Origin of the sequence: Enterobacter ludwigii (assembly GCF_001750725.1) — a bacterium.
In the GTDB taxonomy this organism is placed as follows: Bacteria; Pseudomonadota; Gammaproteobacteria; order Enterobacterales; family Enterobacteriaceae; genus Enterobacter; species Enterobacter ludwigii.
On sequence record NZ_CP017279.1, the window covers coordinates 2059659 to 2077254 of the forward strand.

Below are 17596 nucleotides of genomic sequence, written 5' to 3' on the forward strand. Positions count from 1 at the left end.
TTCAGGCTACGTTAATTACAAATTCTTCAATCGCCTGCCGGTTGCTCCACGATTTGGTCAGTGCAGCGGCATCCGCCGCATCCACCCAGCGGTAGGTCAGGTGTTCGGTAAACACGATCTCCCGTTCATGGGGGAGCGCGAGACAGAACCACGATTCCGTATTGCGCTCAATACCCGGCGCATAGCGATGACGTAAATGGCTAAAAATTTCAAACTCCACCGTGCGCTGACAGTCCTTCAGGGTCAGTTGCTCGCAAGCAACGTCAATGGTGACCTCTTCCTTTACTTCGCGCGCGGCGGCCTGCGACGCGGTCTCCCCCTCTTCCAGGCTGCCGGTAACCGACTGCCAGAAATCAGGGTCATCGCGCCGCTGCAACATCAGCACCCGTTTCGTATCTTCTGCATAAATGACAACCAGAACCGAAACGGGACGCTTATACTGCATATTATTCGTTCTCCGAAATCTCTTTTGAAGCTTTCGGAAGCACCTGAATGCCCAGCTCAGCCAGCGCGGCCGGGTTGGCAAAGCTTGGGGCTTCCGTCATCAGACAGGCCGCAGCCGTGGTTTTCGGGAAGGCGATAACATCACGAATGTTGTCGGTGCCGGTCAGCAGCATGGTCAAACGGTCAAGACCGAATGCCAGACCCGCGTGTGGCGGCGTACCGTATTTCAGGGCGTCCAGCAGGAAGCCGAATTTCTCGCGCTGTTCGTGCTCGTTGATTCCCAGAATACCAAACACGGTTTGCTGCATTTCGCCGCTGTGAATACGCACGGAACCGCCACCCACTTCGTAGCCGTTGATAACCATGTCATACGCGTTTGCTACCGCATCTTCCGGTGCCGCTTTCAGCTCTGCCGCCGTCATGTCTTTTGGCGAGGTGAACGGGTGGTGCATTGCGGTCAGGCCGCCTTCACCGTCGTCTTCGAACATTGGGAAGTCGATTAGCCACAGCGGAGCCCATTTGCTCTCGTCCGTCAGGCTCAGGTCTTTACCCAGCTTCAGACGCAGCGCGCCCATCGCGTCAGCAACGATTTTCTTGTTGTCTGCGCCAAAGAAGATCATGTCGCCATCCTGTGCGCCGGTACGCTCGAGGATCGCTTCCACGATTTCCGCGTTCAGGAATTTCGCCACCGGGCTGGTAATGCCTTCCAGACCTTTCGCACGTTCGGTCACTTTAATATAGGCCAGACCTTTCGCGCCGTAGATCTTGATGAAGTTGCCGTAATCGTCAATCTGCTTACGGCTCAGCGCCGCACCGCCCGGTACACGCAGGGCAGCCACGCGACCTTTTGGATCGTTAGCCGGGCCGGCAAATACCGCGAACTCAACGGATTTCACCAGGTCTGCAACGTCCACCAGCTCCATCGGGTTACGCAGGTCTGGTTTGTCAGAGCCGTAGCGACGTTCAGCTTCAGCGAAGGTCATGATGGGGAAATCACCCAGTTCCACGCCTTTCACGTCATTCCACAGACTGCGCACCAGGGCTTCCATCACTTCACGCACCTGCTCGGCCGTCATGAAGGAGGTTTCCACATCGATCTGGGTAAATTCTGGCTGACGGTCAGCACGCAGGTCTTCGTCGCGGAAGCATTTTACAATCTGATAGTAGCGATCGAAGCCGGACATCATCAGCAGCTGTTTGAACAGCTGAGGAGACTGTGGCAGCGCGTAGAATTTGCCTTTGTGTACACGGGATGGAACCAGGTAATCTCGCGCGCCTTCCGGCGTGGCTTTGGTCAGCATCGGGGTTTCGATGTCGAGGAAACCGTGGTCATCCATAAAGCGACGCACCAGGCTGGTGATTTTCGCACGGGTTTTCAGGCGCTGAGCCATTTCCGGACGACGCAGATCCAGATAGCGGTATTTCAGACGCGCTTCTTCAGTGTTGACGTGGTTGGAGTCCAGCGGCAGCGCTTCAGCACGGTTGATGATAACCAGATCCGACGCCAGCACTTCAACTGCGCCGGTCGCCATGTCTGCGTTAACGTTTTTCTCGTCACGCGCACGTACGGTGCCGGTGACCTGAATGCAGAACTCATTACGCAGCTCAGAAGCCAGCTTCAACGCATCTGCGCGATGTGGGTCGAAGAACACCTGAACGATACCTTCGCGGTCGCGCATATCGATGAAGATAAGGCTCCCAAGATCACGACGACGATTGACCCAACCACACAGGGTTACCTGCTGTCCAACGTGGGACTGACGCAGCTGCCCGCAATATTCTGTACGCATGAGATATCCCTTAATTAGCCGCAGGCTAAATGTCGCCTGGAATGCAGGCTACTATGTCGCAGCTTTCTGTATGTCACAACTGGATGAAAAAAGGCGGCTATTATACTGGAAATTCCGCCGGACGATAAGAGCGAACCACGGCCAGACGGTCGTTTGCTGCGCGCTTATTGCGTATTCTCACAAAAATTAACAAAATTATCCGACCGATAACAGGTCATTACGTCGTAAGGTGTAGCGGAAGCGACTCATTTCACTGGAGTTACCATGTTAACACTTAATGCCCGCAAAACCGCGCTTGTGGTGATTGATTTACAGGAAGGGATCCTGCCGTTTGCCGGAGGCCCGCACAGCGCCGAAGATGTTGTCAGCCGCGCCGCGCGTCTGGCAGAAAAATGCCGTGCCAGCGGTGCCCCTGTGATCATGGTGCGCGTTGGCTGGTCAGCGGATTTCGCTGAGGCCTTAAAACAGCCTGTCGATGCTCAGGTTGCAGCACATTCACTACCTGAAAACTGGTGGACCTATCCGGTTTCGCTCGGCAAACGGGACAGCGATATCGAAGTGACCAAACGCCAGTGGGGCGCATTCTACGGCACCGATCTTGAGCTGCAGCTGCGTCGGCGCGGTATCGACACCCTGATTCTCTGTGGGATCTCCACCAACATTGGCGTGGAATCCACCGCCCGAAACGCCTGGGAACTGGGCTTTAACCTGGTGATTGCTGAAGATGCATGCAGCGCAGCGTCTGCGGAGCAGCACCAGGGCAGTATGACCCACATCTTCCCGCGCATTGGCCGCGTGCGTAGCACGGACGACATTATAAGCGCCCTATGATCTACCTTGGCCTGCCCCAGTGGTCGCACCCGAAATGGGTGCGCCTGGGTATTACCAGCCTTGAAGAATATGCCCGTCATTTCAACTGCGTCGAGGGCAATACCACCCTCTACGCGCTACCCAGAGCAGAGATTGTTGAGCGCTGGCGCGACCAGACGACCGATGATTTCCGCTTCTGCTTCAAGTTTCCGGCGACGATCTCCCACACCGCTGCGCTGCGAAACTGCGGTGATTTGACCCACGAGTTCTTTGGCCGGATGTCACCGCTGGCGAACCGCATCGGTCAGTACTGGTTGCAGCTTCCGGCCACCTTTAGCCCACGTGACCTGCCTGCGCTATGGCAGTTCCTTGATACCCTGCCCAAGGACTTTACCTATGGCGTTGAGGTGAGACATGCGGCGTTTTTTGCCAAGGGAGAGGCTGAAACGGCCCTTAACCGTGGCTTACATGCGCGCGGGGTGAACCGGGTGATTCTCGACAGCCGTCCCGTGCACAGCGCCATCCCACATAACGAGGCCATCATTGATGCCCAGCGTAAAAAGCCCAGAGTGCCTGTTCACGCCGTGGTCACCGCGCAAAACCCGATGGTCAGGTTTATCGGCAGCGATAATATGCAGCAAAACCAGGAGATGTTCGCCGTCTGGCTGCAAAAATTAGCGAAATGGGAGCAAACCACCACGCCGTATCTCTTTCTCCATACGCCGGATATCGCTCACGCCCCCGAACTGGTCGATGTTCTCTGGCAGGCCTTGCAGGCTGCGGTTCCGTCTGTAGGCAGCGCCCCTTCTATCCCACAACAATCTTCTCTTTTCTGATATCAGCCCCTATCATAGGAAGGTGCCATCTGCCAAAAACAGGGAGTTAGTATGGTCAGCGCGCTGTATGCGGTGTTAGGTGCATTACTGCTGATTAAGTTTTCATTTGATGTTGTGCGCCTGCGAATGCAGTACCGTGTTTCTTACGGTGACGGCGGTTTTTCGGAGTTACAGAGCGCTATCCGCATTCACGGTAACGCGGTTGAGTACATCCCCGTTGCGTTAATTTTGCTGCTGTTTATGGAAATGAACGGCGCGGAAACCTGGATGGTGCACGTCTGCGGCCTGCTTCTGATTGCCGGCCGGTTAATGCATTATTACGGCTTTCACCATCGCTTATTCCGCTGGCGCCGTTCCGGCATGAGCGCGACCTGGTGTTCGCTTTTGCTGATGGTGCTGGCTAACCTTTGGTATATGCCGTGGGAGTTGGTTTTCTCCTTCCATTAGCGCACAATACGCCACTTTATTTTTCCCGGATTTTTACGTTATGTCAGATCGCGACACGCTTTTTTCCGCGCCTATCGCCAGCCTGGGCGACTGGACCTTCGATGAACGGGTAGCCGAAGTCTTCCCGGATATGATCCAGCGCTCTGTTCCCGGTTATTCCAATATCATCTCTATGATCGGCATGCTGGCTGAGCGTTTCGTTCAACCCGGCACGCAGGTGTATGATCTGGGCTGCTCGCTCGGCGCGGCAACGCTGTCTGTTCGTCGTAACGTTCACCATGAAGGCTGCAAAATCATTGCCGTCGATAACTCCCCGGCCATGGTGGAACGCTGCCGTCGCCACATCGACGCGTATAAAGCCCCGACGCCAGTCGAGGTTGTGGAAGGTGATATCCGTGATATCGACATCCATAACGCGTCGCTGGTGGTTCTGAATTTTACTCTGCAGTTCCTGGTGCCTGAAGACCGTCAGCTGTTGCTGGACAAAATTTATAAAGGCCTGAAACCCGGTGGCGCGCTGGTGCTGTCCGAGAAATTCAGCTTTGAAGATGCCGAAGTGGGTGAGCTGCTGTTCAATATGCACCACGACTTCAAACGGGCCAACGGCTATAGCGAACTGGAAATTAGCCAGAAACGTAGCATGCTCGAAAACGTGATGCTGACGGACTCCGTCGAAACCCATAAAGCACGCCTGCGTCAGGCAGGCTTCGAGCACAGCGAACTGTGGTTCCAGTGCTTCAACTTCGGCTCGCTGGTGGCGCTGAAAGGTGGGGACATCGCATGATCGAGTTCAGTAATTTCTATCAGCTGATTGCCAAAAACCACCTCTCCCACTGGCTGGAGACACTGCCTGCACAAATTGCTGCCTGGCAGCGGGATCAGCAGCATGGTCTGTTAAAGCAGTGGTCCAACGCGGTGGAGTTTCTGCCGGAACTGACCCCACACCGTCTGGATCTGCTCCACAGCGTTACCGCACAAAGCGAAACGCCGCTTCCGCCCGGGCAGATAAACCGCATTGAAACGCTGATGCGTAACCTGATGCCGTGGCGCAAGGGTCCGTTCTCACTCTACGGCGTTAACATTAATACTGAATGGCGTTCTGACTGGAAATGGGATCGCGTGCTACCTCACCTTTCCGACCTGACCGGGCGAACCATTCTGGATGTTGGCTGCGGCAGCGGGTACCACATGTGGCGCATGATTGGCGCAGGGGCACATCTGGCGGTGGGGATTGACCCTATGCAGCTGTTCCTGTGCCAGTTTGAAGCGGTGCGTAAATTGCTGGGTAACGACCAGCGCGCGCACCTGCTGCCGTTGGGTATTGAGCAGCTCCCTGCCCTCAAGGCGTTTGACACCGTGTTTTCGATGGGGGTCCTGTACCACCGCCGCTCCCCACTCGAACATCTGTGGCAGCTGAAAGATCAGCTGGTCAGCGGCGGCGAGCTGGTGCTGGAAACGCTGGTGGTAGAGGGTGATGAAAATACCGTTCTGGTGCCGGGCGATCGCTATGCGCAGATGCGGAACGTTTACTTTATCCCTTCCGCGCCGGCGCTGAAAAACTGGCTGGAGAAGTGCGGTTTTGTGGATGTCCGTATTGCCGATGTCTGCGTAACGTCAACTGAAGAACAGCGTCGCACCGACTGGATGATCACCGAATCGCTGGCGGAATTCCTCGACCCGGCAGACCACAGCAAGACTGTCGAAGGGTATCCTGCGCCAATGCGCGCGGTGTTGATCGCGACGAAACCGTAGATTCCCCCGGTCCTCTTCCCAAAGGGGCGCGGGAGAAAAGACCGCACCGTACAGTCCCCTCTCCTCTTTGGGGAGAGGGTTAGGGTGAGGGGCATAAAAAAAGGCCCCTGTTGAAATTGCAGGGGCCTGGTACAAGCAAGCATCATATTGGGCGACATGATGCGCGGTAAAAATCGGTACGTTGCTACACGTGATGACGTTCAATCATCGTTTTCATTACCGCAACCGACGCTCCCTCTACACCGTAGCGTGAGTACTCATCCGCTTCAGCATCCGTCGACATTGACAACCCTGTGTTGCGATAACGCATGGGCGATGGCATCCATTTGCCCGCAGAGCTGTGAAGCTCCTCTACCCCGGCGTTTAAAAACAGTTCCATATTGCTGGCACGCACTCCCGCACCCGCCATTATTATTGGAACACCGGAATGTGCTTTTAGTTCCGTAATTAATTGCAGTCCTTTTTCAGCAGAGGACTGCTGACCCGATGTCAGGACCCGCGCCACGCCAAGTTCAGCAAGAATATCAAAGGATTGCAGGGGATCTTTACACATATCAAACGCGCGATGAAAAGTGACCGCCATCCCTTTTGCCGCGTTCATGACCTGACGCATGCGCGGCAGATCGACATTGCCGTCTTCATCAAGCAACCCAATAACCAGGCCGGGGAATCCCAGATCGCCAACGAGAGTGATATCTTCAAGCATGGCACTGAACTCGCCCGGCGTGTAACAGAAATCGCCGCCGCGAGGACGAATAATCGGGTGTACCGGAACGGTGACAGCCTGACGGGCAGACTTCAGCATCCCGTATGAAGGCGTTAACCCACCCTCTTTGGGTGCGGCGCACAGTTCAATGCGGTCAGCCCCGTGCTGTTGCGCGGTGACGGCACACTCCACGCTGTAACAACAAATCTCCAGCAGCGCCATTACATCCTCCTTAATATCCACTTAACGCACCATCATGACACGCAGGCTACGCCCGGTCTCAGCGTACGGTCACATCTTATGCTTCGCTGGCAACAATCTGTTCAATCGTCCAGGGATGGAACTTCACGGTAACCTGTCCGTCAGTGACGGCCAGAGTAGGATTAGGCAGACGCTCACGTTCGCCTTTCGGGGAACTTGTTTTCACAAAAATACCAGGCTTGCTCAGGCCCTCGTCAGACAACAGCGCCAGTGCACGGGCATTCAGCGTTTCGGGCTCACCCGGCAGGACAATTTCGATATGCTCCCAGCCTTCATGCGGATAGCGTTTCTCGCCCGGCCAGGGCAATTCGACCACACTGAACTGCCAGTGAGCCACGCACACCGGTTCATGCAGTTTGAACAGGCAGATGGGGCGACCGTTAATGACGTTCTCTGAGAGCAACTCGCCACACTGTTCAAATCCGCGACGCCAGCGCTCGGCGGTTGCGTTCTGATGGCAGCGCAAGGAGATGTGATCGGCCTCAAGCGGCGCAATATCCAGACCAAGGCGGGTGGCAAGTTCTGTGAACGCCTGGGTGAAGCGCGGTAAATCTGCGGAAATATCATGCAGTTCGTCAATGGAGTGCCAGTTCGCCATACGTCAGTCTCTTATCGTGTCGCAAAGCCGCTAATTTACTCTGTTGCCTTCTTTCGACCAACCTCTGAATAGCGGTTTTTACGACTGCATGTTTATGCATGCTTTCTTAGCCTGGATTCTGAGCAATCTTCGGCCCCCGCAATGCTGACGCCAGAAGGCATTTGCAGTATACTCCCGCCCTAAATTCTTTAACTGGCGCGGGCGGTTATTTGCCCGCATCAAAAATGTAAGGTATCCAGGTGAATATTCAGGCTCTTCTCTCCGAAAAAGTCAGTCAGGCACTGATTGCCGCAGGTGCGCCTGCGGATTGCGAACCGCAGGTTCGTCAGTCAGCAAAAGTACAGTTTGGCGACTATCAGGCTAATGGCGTGATGGCAGTGGCTAAAAAACTGGGTATGCCGCCGCGACAACTCGCTGAGCAGGTGCTGACTCATCTGGATCTCACCGGTATTGCCAGCAAAACTGAAATCGCCGGCCCTGGATTTATCAACATCTTCCTTGAGCCTGCTTTCCTGGCACGCCACGTTGACGCGGCGCTGAAATCTGACCGTCTGGGTGTTTCCCAGCCAGAAGCGCAGACCGTGGTGATTGACTACTCAGCGCCAAACGTGGCGAAAGAGATGCACGTCGGGCACCTGCGTTCCACCATTATCGGTGACGCGGCCGTGCGTACCCTGGAATTCCTCGGTCACAAAGTGATCCGCGCGAACCACGTGGGCGACTGGGGTACCCAGTTCGGGATGCTGATTGCTTACCTGGAAAAACAGCAGCAGGAAAATGCGGGTGAGATGGCCCTGGCAGACCTGGAAGGGTTCTACCGCGAAGCTAAAAAACACTACGACGAAGACGACGCTTTTGCCGAGCGCGCGCGCAGTTACGTGGTAAAACTGCAGGGCGGCGACCCGTACTTCCTCGAGATGTGGCGCAAACTGGTTGACATCACCATGTCCCAGAACCAGCTCACCTATAACCGTCTGAACGTCACCCTGACCCGTGACGATGTGATGGGTGAAAGCCTCTATAACCCGATGCTGCCTGGCATTGTGGCTGACCTGAAGGCCAAAAACCTGGCGGTTGAGAGCGAAGGCGCTACGGTCGTGTTCCTTGATGAGTATAAAAACAAGGAAGGTGAACCGATGGGCGTGATCATCCAGAAAAAGGATGGCGGCTATCTCTACACCACCACCGATATCGCCTGTGCGAAATACCGTTACGAAACGCTGCATGCGGATCGCGTGCTGTACTACATCGACTCCCGTCAGCACCAGCACCTGATGCAGGCGTGGACTATCGTGCGCAAAGCAGGCTACGTGCCGGATTCCGTGCCGCTTGAACACCATATGTTCGGCATGATGCTGGGTAAAGACGGTAAGCCGTTCAAAACCCGTGCGGGCGGTACCGTGAAGCTGTCCGACCTGCTGGACGAAGCGCTGGAACGCGCCCGCCGTCTGGTGGCCGAGAAGAATCCGGATATGCCTGCCGATGAGCTGGAAAAACTCGCCAACGCCGTGGGTATCGGTGCAGTGAAGTACGCGGATCTCTCCAAGAACCGTACCACCGACTATATCTTCGACTGGGATAACATGCTGGCCTTTGAAGGTAATACTGCGCCGTATATGCAGTACGCCTACACCCGCGTGCTCTCCGTGTTCCGTAAAGCCAGTATCGATGAAAGCGCGCTGGCCAATGCTGAGGTGATCATTTCCGAAGATCGCGAAGCCCAGCTGGCGGCACGTCTGCTGCAGTTTGAAGAGACGCTGGCCGTTGTCGCACGTGACGGTACCCCGCACGTGATGTGCTCTTACCTGTACGATCTGGCGGGTCTGTTCTCCGGTTTCTACGAACACTGCCCTATCCTGTCTGCGGAAAGCGAAGCGGTCCGCAACAGCCGCCTGAAGCTGGCTCAGCTGACGGCGAAGACCCTGAAGCTGGGTCTGGATACCCTGGGTATCGAAACCGTAGAGCGCATGTAATAAACAAACCCGGCCATCGCCGGGTTTTTTATGTTCAAAAATATTTGCGCAGGTATTCCGTTAAACACAGGATTGCCATGGCCTGTCCATAGGGCATCGACGTGAGTGGGATCTGGCGATAGAACGCCAGATCGCTGCCCATCCCCGTACCGAACGACGTCTGCAGTAACTCCCCTTCCGGCGAGATTTTTCCCACAATGCCGCGAATCGCTTTCTCCGCCACCTCAGCATATTCCGCGCCGACATAGCGTTTACGCACCGCTTTCAGAATACCGTAGGCAAAGCCTGCCGTAGCTGACGCCTCAAGGTAGGCGTGCGGATCGTCGAGCAGCGTATGCCACAGGCCGCTATCGTCCTGACATTTGGCGAGGGCCGCAATCTGCGCGTTCAGCACCTGCACAAGGTAGCGGCGAACGGCGTTATGTTCAGGCAAATCCACCAGCTCAAGGAAATCCGGGATCACGATGGTCAGCCAGCTGTTGCCTCGTGCCCAGCGTGCCTTCGCAAAGTTATGGTGGCCTTCGTAATTCCAGCCGTGGAACCACAGGCCGGTTTCGCGATCCATCAGGTTTTGCACGTGCAGCAGAAACTGATACACCGCCTCTTCAACGTACTCCGGTTTATTAAGGAGCTTGCCGATTTTCGCCAGCGGCAGAACCGTCATCATCAGCGTGTCATCCCACATCTGCTGAGAATTCTCTTCCGCCAGGGTGATGTGCTGCATGCCGCCATGGTCGGTGCGCGGCATCTCATTCATGGCCCACTCCGCCCAACTTTCCAGCCACGGCAGCCAGGCCGGGTTTCTGGTCTCTTCGTAACGATAAGCCAGCGTCAGGAACGGTGACATGGTATTCACGTTTTTGGTGGTCGCCCCTTCCCTGAAACGATCGGCAAACCAGCGGTCAATGATGTCACGCATCGCTTCGTCGCCCGTCTGGCAGTAATACTGCCAGATACCGTATAACCCCACGCCGTGGGTCCACTCCCAGCCTGCCCATCCTTTGGTGTCAATGACCCGCCCGTCGTCCAGGCGCAGTAAAAACTCACCTGTTGTATCGTGGATATTAACGAGGTTATGCGTCACCTTTTCAATCAGCGATTTCAGCTCGTCCCGGGCGATGAAATGCGCAGGCTGACGCAGGAGTGGACTGTGTTTGACCGGCCAAACTTTCATTATCTTAACCTCTGTTGTATGTCGAATTCAGTACCGCACGCCCCTTCAGCGAAGGTGCCGCAGGCTTATTACGATTCAGATAACCGATGTTGTTATTGCCCCACAGCGACGCATAAGGCATACCGGCCAGCATCTCCACGGTGGCGCGGGCTTCTGATGTCGCACTCTCAGGAATGGCGCGGCCAGACGCGCGCATTTTGGCGGTCTCTTCACGCAGCGTGGTGTGGGTGTGCAAATTGAGTTTGAAACGCAGCGAAACCAGGAAGCCGCAGAACAGAACCAGAAGCGTTCCCACGCTCAGGATCAGCAGAATGGTGTGGCTCACTTCCGCGGGCTGGATCTTTTGTCCGCTGACAAAGCCGGACATCTGCATCACAATGCCCACCAGCATTACCGCCCCCGCCTGCGAGGCTTTACGGGTCAGCGTCATGATGCCGGCGAAAATCCCTTCGCGGCGCTGGCCGGTGATCACTTCATCGACATCAGCAATGTAGGTGTAGGTATTCCACGGTACATAGTTGATCCCACCGCGTCCCAGACCGGCAACTGCAGAGACCAGCAATAGCAGAGAGTAGATATCACTCAGGCCCGCGTAATACAGCACGGCGTAGGAAAGCGATGCCAGGCCAAACAGCACCACGACCATCCGATAGGACGGCGCGGGTCCGAAGCGAATGCACAGCGGGATCATGGCGATAACCGCAATAAACTGGAAGATGGCCATCGTGCCCAGCAGGCTGGAGGCCATGGATGCTTCCTGCATCAGCACGAAAACCACGTAGTAGGTAAACACGGCATTAAAGACGTCCTGGGCGATATACCCGCCAAGGTACATCCCCAGATGCTGACGAAAAATTCTCACGCGCAGCGTAGAGCTCAACTCCACAAACAGGCGGTTGAGGCTCTGCCCGAGCGACAGTTTCTTCTTCTCCTCTTCGGCACGCAGGGCGGCTTCGCTCCACTCTTCCCGCGGCCGCTCCCAGGTGAAGAACCAGACGAGCATGAGCATCAGCGCGCACAGCACGGAGAAGACCAGGCTTGCATAGAAAAAGGAGACCGCATTGTCTTTGCCGAAATGCGTGAGCAGGATCCCCGGCAGGAATGAGGCCAGGATGGCAGACATTTGCGCCATCGAGATACGGGCACCTGAGAAGCGGGTTTTCTGTTTGAAGTCATCGGTCATTTCCGGCACCAGCGTTTCGTACGGCACCAGAATCATGGTGTAGACGATATCGAACACCAGATAGGTCAGCAGGTAATACCAGAAACTCATCTCCCCCACCCACATCAGGGAGTAGCTGAACACGCACGGGATCCCCAGCAGAATAAAGAACTTACGCCGACCGAAGCGCTTGCCGAGCCAGGTCGTGCCAAAGTTATCGGTCAAAAAGCCCATCAAAGGGCTGACGACGGCATCCAGTACCCTTGCGGCGGCAAAGATGAAGGTTGCTTCAATCGGGGAGAGTCCACAGAACGTTGTATAAAAATACAAAAGCCAGGCCGCCGTCAGGGCGGTGGTTCCCGCCCCGAGGAAATCGCCTGACCCGTAAGCAAGATAATTTGCGAGTCCAATTTTTCGTGTTTTCATTGCCGTCAACCCTACTCAGTTTTGGGAGACTCCCTGTAAGCAAAATCTGATCCGGGAGTTATTACACGGCTACAGTAAGAGTATCGACCTGGTGATACCTTTCTGTTTTTGCCATCACCGGCAAGCGGCTGGCAAAAATGCAAAGAGTGTCGTTACGCGTGTCACTGATTTATAAAACAGCGTTTCTTTTACATCAAAAGAGGAGGTCATTTTTTGCGAGCCAGCCATCAGAAATGGCTGATGGCTGACGCAGAAGGCGGGGTATTAGCGGTAGTTGACGATGACGGAATTACGTTGAACTTTCAGCGCAGGGATCAGGCGTCCGCCGCCCGGCACTTCCCAGATAAAGCGCAAAGGTTCGACAGCAGGCACGCCGTTGAAGGCCTGAGTGGTGCCATTCTCTCCGTCAATTTCCGTACAGCGTGTCTGGGAGCACAGCCGTACCCGAAGCCCGGCAGGCGTTGGGCCAATAAGCGTGTAGTTCCAGACCACCAGGGTCATCAGACCGGACACCGGCTCAGTCGGTGATAGCGGTCGCGAAGACATGGCGACACCGCGGTTGCTGAGGGTCACGCCAATGCTGCTGGTCTGCCAGGTCCCTTCCCCGGCGGCCTGGGCCACCAGCGGAAAAAGTAAAATCCATAACCACTTACGCATTATTTTCCTCCGATCGTCGCCGTCATACGGATATGACGGTTATCCGACAACTCCATATTCGACAGCACGACCAGCTGGTTCAGGCTACGGCGCAGGAAGCGTGACAGCAGCGGACGCAGCGCATGGTTCACCAGCAGAACCGGTGGCGCCCCCAGCATCTCCTGACGCGCCAGCGCCTCTTGTGTTTGCTCCAGCAGACGGTCGGCCAGGCCAGGTTCCAGCCCTCCACCGCCCTGCAGAGCCTGCAGCAGCAGACGTTCAAGCGGCGTATCGAGGCCGATAACCTGCACTTCCCCGGTGCCCGGGAACCACTGCTGCGTGATCGCCCGTCCCAGAGCCACACGCACCACCGCCGTCAGTTCGTGCGGATCGCTTTGCAACGGTGCATGCTCGGCGAGGGTTTCCAGAATGGTACGCATATCGCGGATCGGCACTTTTTCCTCGAGCAGGTTTTGCAGCACCTTGTGCAGCGTGGTCAGCGTCACGACGCCTGGCACGAGATCTTCTGTCAGCTTCGGCATCTCCTGCGTGACGCGATCGAGCAGTTGCTGGGCTTCCTGACGACCAAACAGCTCTGCCGAGAATTGTCCAATCAGATGGTTCAGGTGGGTCGCCACCACGGTACTCGCCTCCACCACGGTGTAGCCCTGAATTTGCGCCTGCTCTTTCAGCGCACTTTCAATCCAGATGGCAGCCAGGCCAAAGGCCGGGTCGATGGTTTGCTCGCCCGGCAGCGTACCCGCCGCGGTGCCTGGATTAATGGCCAGCCAGCGGCCTGGATAAGCATCACCGCTGCCAATCTCTACGCCTTTCATCAGAATACGATAGCGCGCTGGCGGCAGATCCATATTGTCGCGGATGTGAACCACCGGCGGCAGGAAGCCCATGTCCTGGGCGAATTTTTTACGGATGCTGCGGATTCGGCCCAACAGTTCGCCATCCTGCTGGAAATCGACCATCGGGATGAGGCGATACCCTACTTCCATTCCCAGCGAGTCTTCCAGTTGAACGTCGTTCCAGGTCGCTTCCACGGCCTGCGTGTTCTCCGGCATTTTTACCGGAGCAGGTTCCGCTGCCGGGGTCATCTCACGGCCACGCATCCACCAGGCAAGACCCAGCAATGCCGCAGTGAACAGCAGGAACACCAGGTTTGGCATTCCCGGCACCAGACCGAGCAGGCCCAGCACCGCAGCGGCCAGCAGCATCACGCGCGGGTTGCTGAAGAGCTGCCCGACCATCTGCTCGCCAACATCCTGATCGGTACTGACGCGGGTCACGATAACCCCCGCCGCCGTTGAGATGACCAGCGCCGGGATCTGCGCCACCAGACCGTCACCAATGGTCAGCAGCGTATAGCTTTCCGCCGCGTGGCCCATGTCCATACCGTGCTGCAGCACGCCCACCAGCAGGCCGCCGACCACGTTAATCACCATGATCAGGATGCCCGCAATGGCATCACCGCGAACAAACTTACTCGCACCGTCCATTGAGCCGTAGAAGTCAGCTTCCTGCGTCACTTCCGAGCGGCGCTTTTTGGCTTCATCTTCGGCAATAAGCCCGGCGTTCAGATCCGCGTCGATGGCCATCTGCTTGCCCGGCATCCCGTCAAGCACAAAACGCGCGCCCACTTCCGCGATACGTCCGGCACCTTTGGTGATAACCATAAAGTTAATGATGACGAGAATGACGAACACCACGATACCGATGGCAAAGTTACCGCCGACCAGGAAGTGGCCGAATGCCTCAACCACTTTACCCGCCGCAGCAGCACCGGTATGGCCTTCCATCAGGATGATACGGGTTGACGCCACGTTCAGCGCCAGCCTTAACAAGGTGGTAAACAGCAGAATGGTCGGGAATGCGGCGAACTCAAGGGTGCGCTGGGTGAACATCGCCACCAGCAAAACCATAATGGACAACGCAATGTTGAATGTGAAAAGCAGGTCGAGGATGAACGCCGGAAGCGGCAACACCATCATCGACAGAATTAGCAGGATGAGAATCGGTCCGGCAAGGATCTGCCATTGCGTCGATTTCAGGTTGCCGGGTAGGCGCAACATTGCCACCAGATTAGCCATCAGTGTCCTTCTCGTTCATAAAATCCAGCGCGTCAGGCACCGGAAGGTTCTCAGGTTTCACAGGCCGTTGACCGCCAGCCAGACGCCAGCGTTTCAACTGCCATACCCAGGCCAGCACTTCCGCCACCGCGGCGTAGAGTTGTCCTGGGATCTGTTGTCCAATTTCCGCATGGCGATACAGCGCTCGCGCCAGCGGAGGCGCTTCGAGTATGGGCACCCGGTTTTCGGTACCAATTTCACGAATACGCAGGGCGATAAGCCCCGCCCCTTTCGCCACCACTTTCGGCGCGCTCATTTTGTTTTCGTCGTACTGCAGCGCAACGGAATAGTGTGTCGGGTTAGTCACAATGACGTCGGCTTTTGGCACATCTTCCATCATCCGTCGACGGGCGGCAGCACGCTGCATCTGGCGGATACGCCCTTTCACGTGCGGGTCACCTTCCATCTGCTTATATTCATCCCGAATATCCTGACGAGACATGCGCAGTTTCTTGAAGTGGCTGTAAAGCTGGAAGATAACGTCAAAACCCACCATGGGAATAATGCTGAGCACCACCAGCAGGGCACAGAGCCCGGCCAGGTTCAGCGCATTGCTCATCGCGGTTAACGGCGATTCGCTGATAAGGCGCATCATTTCCGGCCAGTGGTGCCACAGAAAAAAACCGCCGGTACTGCCCATCAGGACCGATTTAAGAATCGCTTTAAGCAACTCCGCACCGGTTTGCGCCGAGAACATTTTCGCAATCCCCGGCAGCGGGTTCAGTTTCGAAAACTTGGGTTGCAGCGATTTCCCGCTAAACACCAGACCGCCCAGCATCACGGGCGAGACCAGCGCCACCAGCACGACGCCGGTAATCAGGGGCAACAGCGCAAGCATGGCATCTTTAACGAGCAGGATTATCTGGCTGAGGATCAGGTTAGGGTCGTTGACCATACTGTGGTCAAAACGTAGGCCAGCCGAGAGCATTCCCGCCAGTTTGCGGGCGAGCGCCTCCCCACCCCACCAGATAATGCACACGCCTACGATGAGGATCAGCAGGGATGTCAGTTCTCGGGATCGGGGGACCTGCCCTTCCTCACGCGCTTTTTCTAGTCGGTGGGGTGTGGGGGCTTCCGTTTTGTCGTCGTTCTCTTCTGCCACAGTGCCTGCTCGCAGCCCATTTAGTCACGGGTATCATGCCAGCCTGACCCTTCATCAATGGGTTGAAAAAACCCAATAACCGGGTTCTTTTAGCCAGTTCAGCGTCGGAGCAATCGGGTGATGAGTAAAAAACGGCAAAAAAAAAATTTGAGATAGCGTTTGGCAAGACTGTCAGCAAGCAGGGCGTGAGCAAGGGCCAGCCACCCCAGCGTTATGCACTCAAAATTAAGCGGCATACCCTCAGGTTGCGTACGCAACCTGAGGGTCATCACCTCAATCAGAAACCAAGGCTGTCCAGCAGATCGTCTACCTGATCCTGGCTTGCCACAACGCCCGCTTTGGTGGCGTCGAGCTGTGGACCGTTGAGCAGGCTTTCGTTCTCGCGTTTTGGACGAGCGGCCGGTTCCGGAATGTTCTCCAGCAGCACCATCAGCAGCTGACGTTCAATTTCCTGAATCACATCCATCATGCGCTTGATAACCTGGCCCGTGAGGTCCTGGAAATCCTGCGCCATCATGATGTCCAGCAGCTGCGCGTTGGTAAAGCTGGTGTGGCCCGGCACATCGCCCAGGAACTGACGGGTATCCGTGACCAGCTCGCGGGCATCCGCCAGCTCGATTGGATTCTCAAACCACTCATCCCAGCGTTTGGTCAGCGCTTTCGCGCCTTTCTCCATCGCATCCTGATGCGGTTGTGACGCTTCAACGCTGTTCAGCGCACGTTCAGCCGCCTGAGCGGTCATCTGCACAACGTAGTCCAGACGATCGCGGGCATCCGGAATGGCTTCCGCCGCTTCAGCAATTGCCTGGTCCAGCCCCAGTTCACGCAGGCTGTCACGCAGCATGCGTGTCAGGCTGCCGATGCGGGCAATGATATCGCTGGGCGAGTGTTCTTCAACGGGTTTCATAGCAGGTTGCATCATCATAACCAACACCTCACATGCCGAGTTTCTCGAAGATCTTACCGAGCTTCTCTTCCAGGGTGGCCGCAGTGAACGGCTTCACGACATAGCCACTAGCGCCCGCCTGTGCTGCGGCAATAATGTTCTCTTTTTTCGCTTCTGCGGTCACCATCAGAACCGGCAATGACGCCATTCCCGCGTCCGCACGGATGGTTTTCAGCAGTTCCAGACCGTCCATGTTTGGCATGTTCCAGTCGGAGATAACAAAACCAAACCCGCCCGCCTGCAGTTTGTTCAGCGCATCAACGCCGTCTTCTGCTTCTTCAACGTTGTTGAAGCCCAGCTCTTTCAGCAGGTTGCGTACGATACGACGCATGGTGGAAAAGTCATCCACAACCAAAAACTTAAGCTCTTTATCCGCCATAAAATAATACTCCTGA

General features: G+C 56.1%; 17 protein-coding genes. 6 read left to right on the forward strand and 11 right to left on the reverse strand.

Features of this window, described 5'->3' with window-relative positions; translation table 11 throughout:
• Nucleotide 1: 1 nt before the first annotated feature.
• Nucleotides 2–445 (reverse strand): dihydroneopterin triphosphate diphosphatase, encoded by a 444-nt coding sequence (nudB, locus tag BH714_RS09700; protein ID WP_014170644.1) that lies wholly within the window; start codon nucleotides 443–445, stop codon nucleotides 2–4.
• 1 nt (nucleotide 446) lies between these two features.
• Entirely contained in the window at nucleotides 447–2234 is a 1788-nt protein-coding gene (gene aspS / locus BH714_RS09705; protein ID WP_040017789.1) for an aspartate--tRNA ligase, read from the reverse strand.
• Between the two features lie 264 nt (nucleotides 2235–2498).
• On the opposite strand from aspS, the gene BH714_RS09710 reads away from it, so the two are divergent.
• From BH714_RS09710 to cmoB, 5 genes are read left to right on the forward strand one after another with little or no spacing between them, the layout of a single operon-like run.
• A complete protein-coding gene (locus tag BH714_RS09710; RefSeq protein ID WP_032678431.1) occupies nucleotides 2499–3065 on the forward strand; it encodes a hydrolase in 567 nt (188 codons plus the stop codon).
• A complete protein-coding gene (locus tag BH714_RS09715) occupies nucleotides 3062–3880 on the forward strand; it encodes a DUF72 domain-containing protein (RefSeq protein WP_040017790.1) in 819 nt (272 codons plus the stop codon). Before BH714_RS09710 ends, BH714_RS09715 begins: the two co-directional genes overlap by 4 nt.
• 51 nt (nucleotides 3881–3931) lie before the next feature.
• On the forward strand, nucleotides 3932–4327 hold the full coding sequence (locus BH714_RS09720) for an MAPEG family protein (protein WP_020883391.1): 396 nt from the start codon (nucleotides 3932–3934) through the stop codon (nucleotides 4325–4327).
• A gap of 40 nt (nucleotides 4328–4367) precedes the next feature.
• Complete coding sequence (cmoA, locus tag BH714_RS09725) at nucleotides 4368–5111, forward strand: carboxy-S-adenosyl-L-methionine synthase CmoA (RefSeq protein WP_014170649.1); 744 nt, start codon at nucleotides 4368–4370, stop codon at nucleotides 5109–5111.
• Nucleotides 5108–6079, forward strand: a complete 972-nt coding sequence (gene cmoB, locus BH714_RS09730) for a tRNA 5-methoxyuridine(34)/uridine 5-oxyacetic acid(34) synthase CmoB (RefSeq protein ID WP_020883389.1) — start codon at nucleotides 5108–5110, stop codon at nucleotides 6077–6079. The genes cmoA and cmoB overlap by 4 nt, the downstream gene beginning before the upstream one ends.
• 184 nt (nucleotides 6080–6263) lie before the next feature.
• Here cmoB and cutC read toward each other — a convergent pair whose 3' ends face one another.
• Both cutC and BH714_RS09740 read right to left on the reverse strand, forming a co-directional pair.
• Nucleotides 6264–7007, reverse strand: a complete 744-nt coding sequence (gene cutC / locus BH714_RS09735; RefSeq protein WP_040017792.1) for a copper homeostasis protein CutC — start codon at nucleotides 7005–7007, stop codon at nucleotides 6264–6266.
• Between the two features lie 76 nt (nucleotides 7008–7083).
• Complete coding sequence (locus BH714_RS09740) at nucleotides 7084–7644, reverse strand: VOC family protein (protein WP_020883387.1); 561 nt, start codon at nucleotides 7642–7644, stop codon at nucleotides 7084–7086.
• 239 nt (nucleotides 7645–7883) lie between these two features.
• Between BH714_RS09740 and argS the strand changes: the two genes are divergently transcribed.
• Entirely contained in the window at nucleotides 7884–9617 is a 1734-nt protein-coding gene (gene argS / locus BH714_RS09745; RefSeq protein ID WP_014170653.1) for an arginine--tRNA ligase, read from the forward strand.
• A 34-nt stretch (nucleotides 9618–9651) separates the two neighbouring features.
• Here the strand turns inward: argS and bglB are convergent, their stop codons facing one another.
• The 7 genes from bglB to cheY form a co-directional block, all read right to left on the reverse strand.
• Nucleotides 9652–10791, reverse strand: a complete 1140-nt coding sequence (gene bglB / locus BH714_RS09750; RefSeq protein ID WP_040017793.1) for a beta-galactosidase BglB — start codon at nucleotides 10789–10791, stop codon at nucleotides 9652–9654.
• A 4-nt stretch (nucleotides 10792–10795) separates the two neighbouring features.
• Nucleotides 10796–12379 (reverse strand): MFS transporter, encoded by a 1584-nt coding sequence (locus BH714_RS09755; RefSeq protein ID WP_040017795.1) that lies wholly within the window; start codon nucleotides 12377–12379, stop codon nucleotides 10796–10798.
• Between the two features lie 264 nt (nucleotides 12380–12643).
• Entirely contained in the window at nucleotides 12644–13036 is a 393-nt protein-coding gene (gene flhE / locus BH714_RS09760) for a flagellar protein FlhE (protein ID WP_040017796.1), read from the reverse strand.
• A complete protein-coding gene (gene flhA, locus BH714_RS09765) occupies nucleotides 13036–15114 on the reverse strand; it encodes a flagellar biosynthesis protein FlhA (RefSeq protein ID WP_014170658.1) in 2079 nt (692 codons plus the stop codon). The genes flhE and flhA overlap by 1 nt, the downstream gene beginning before the upstream one ends.
• On the reverse strand, nucleotides 15107–16255 hold the full coding sequence (gene flhB / locus BH714_RS09770) for a flagellar biosynthesis protein FlhB (protein ID WP_014170659.1): 1149 nt from the start codon (nucleotides 16253–16255) through the stop codon (nucleotides 15107–15109). The genes flhA and flhB overlap by 8 nt, the downstream gene beginning before the upstream one ends.
• A gap of 277 nt (nucleotides 16256–16532) precedes the next feature.
• Nucleotides 16533–17177, reverse strand: coding sequence for a protein phosphatase CheZ (gene cheZ, locus BH714_RS09775; RefSeq protein ID WP_013096065.1), 645 nt, complete (start codon nucleotides 17175–17177; stop codon nucleotides 16533–16535).
• Between the two features lie 13 nt (nucleotides 17178–17190).
• Nucleotides 17191–17580: a chemotaxis response regulator CheY gene (gene cheY / locus BH714_RS09780; protein ID WP_000763862.1), complete on the reverse strand. Its 390-nt coding sequence runs from the start codon at nucleotides 17578–17580 to the stop codon at nucleotides 17191–17193.
• Nucleotides 17581–17596: the final 16 nt, after the last annotated feature.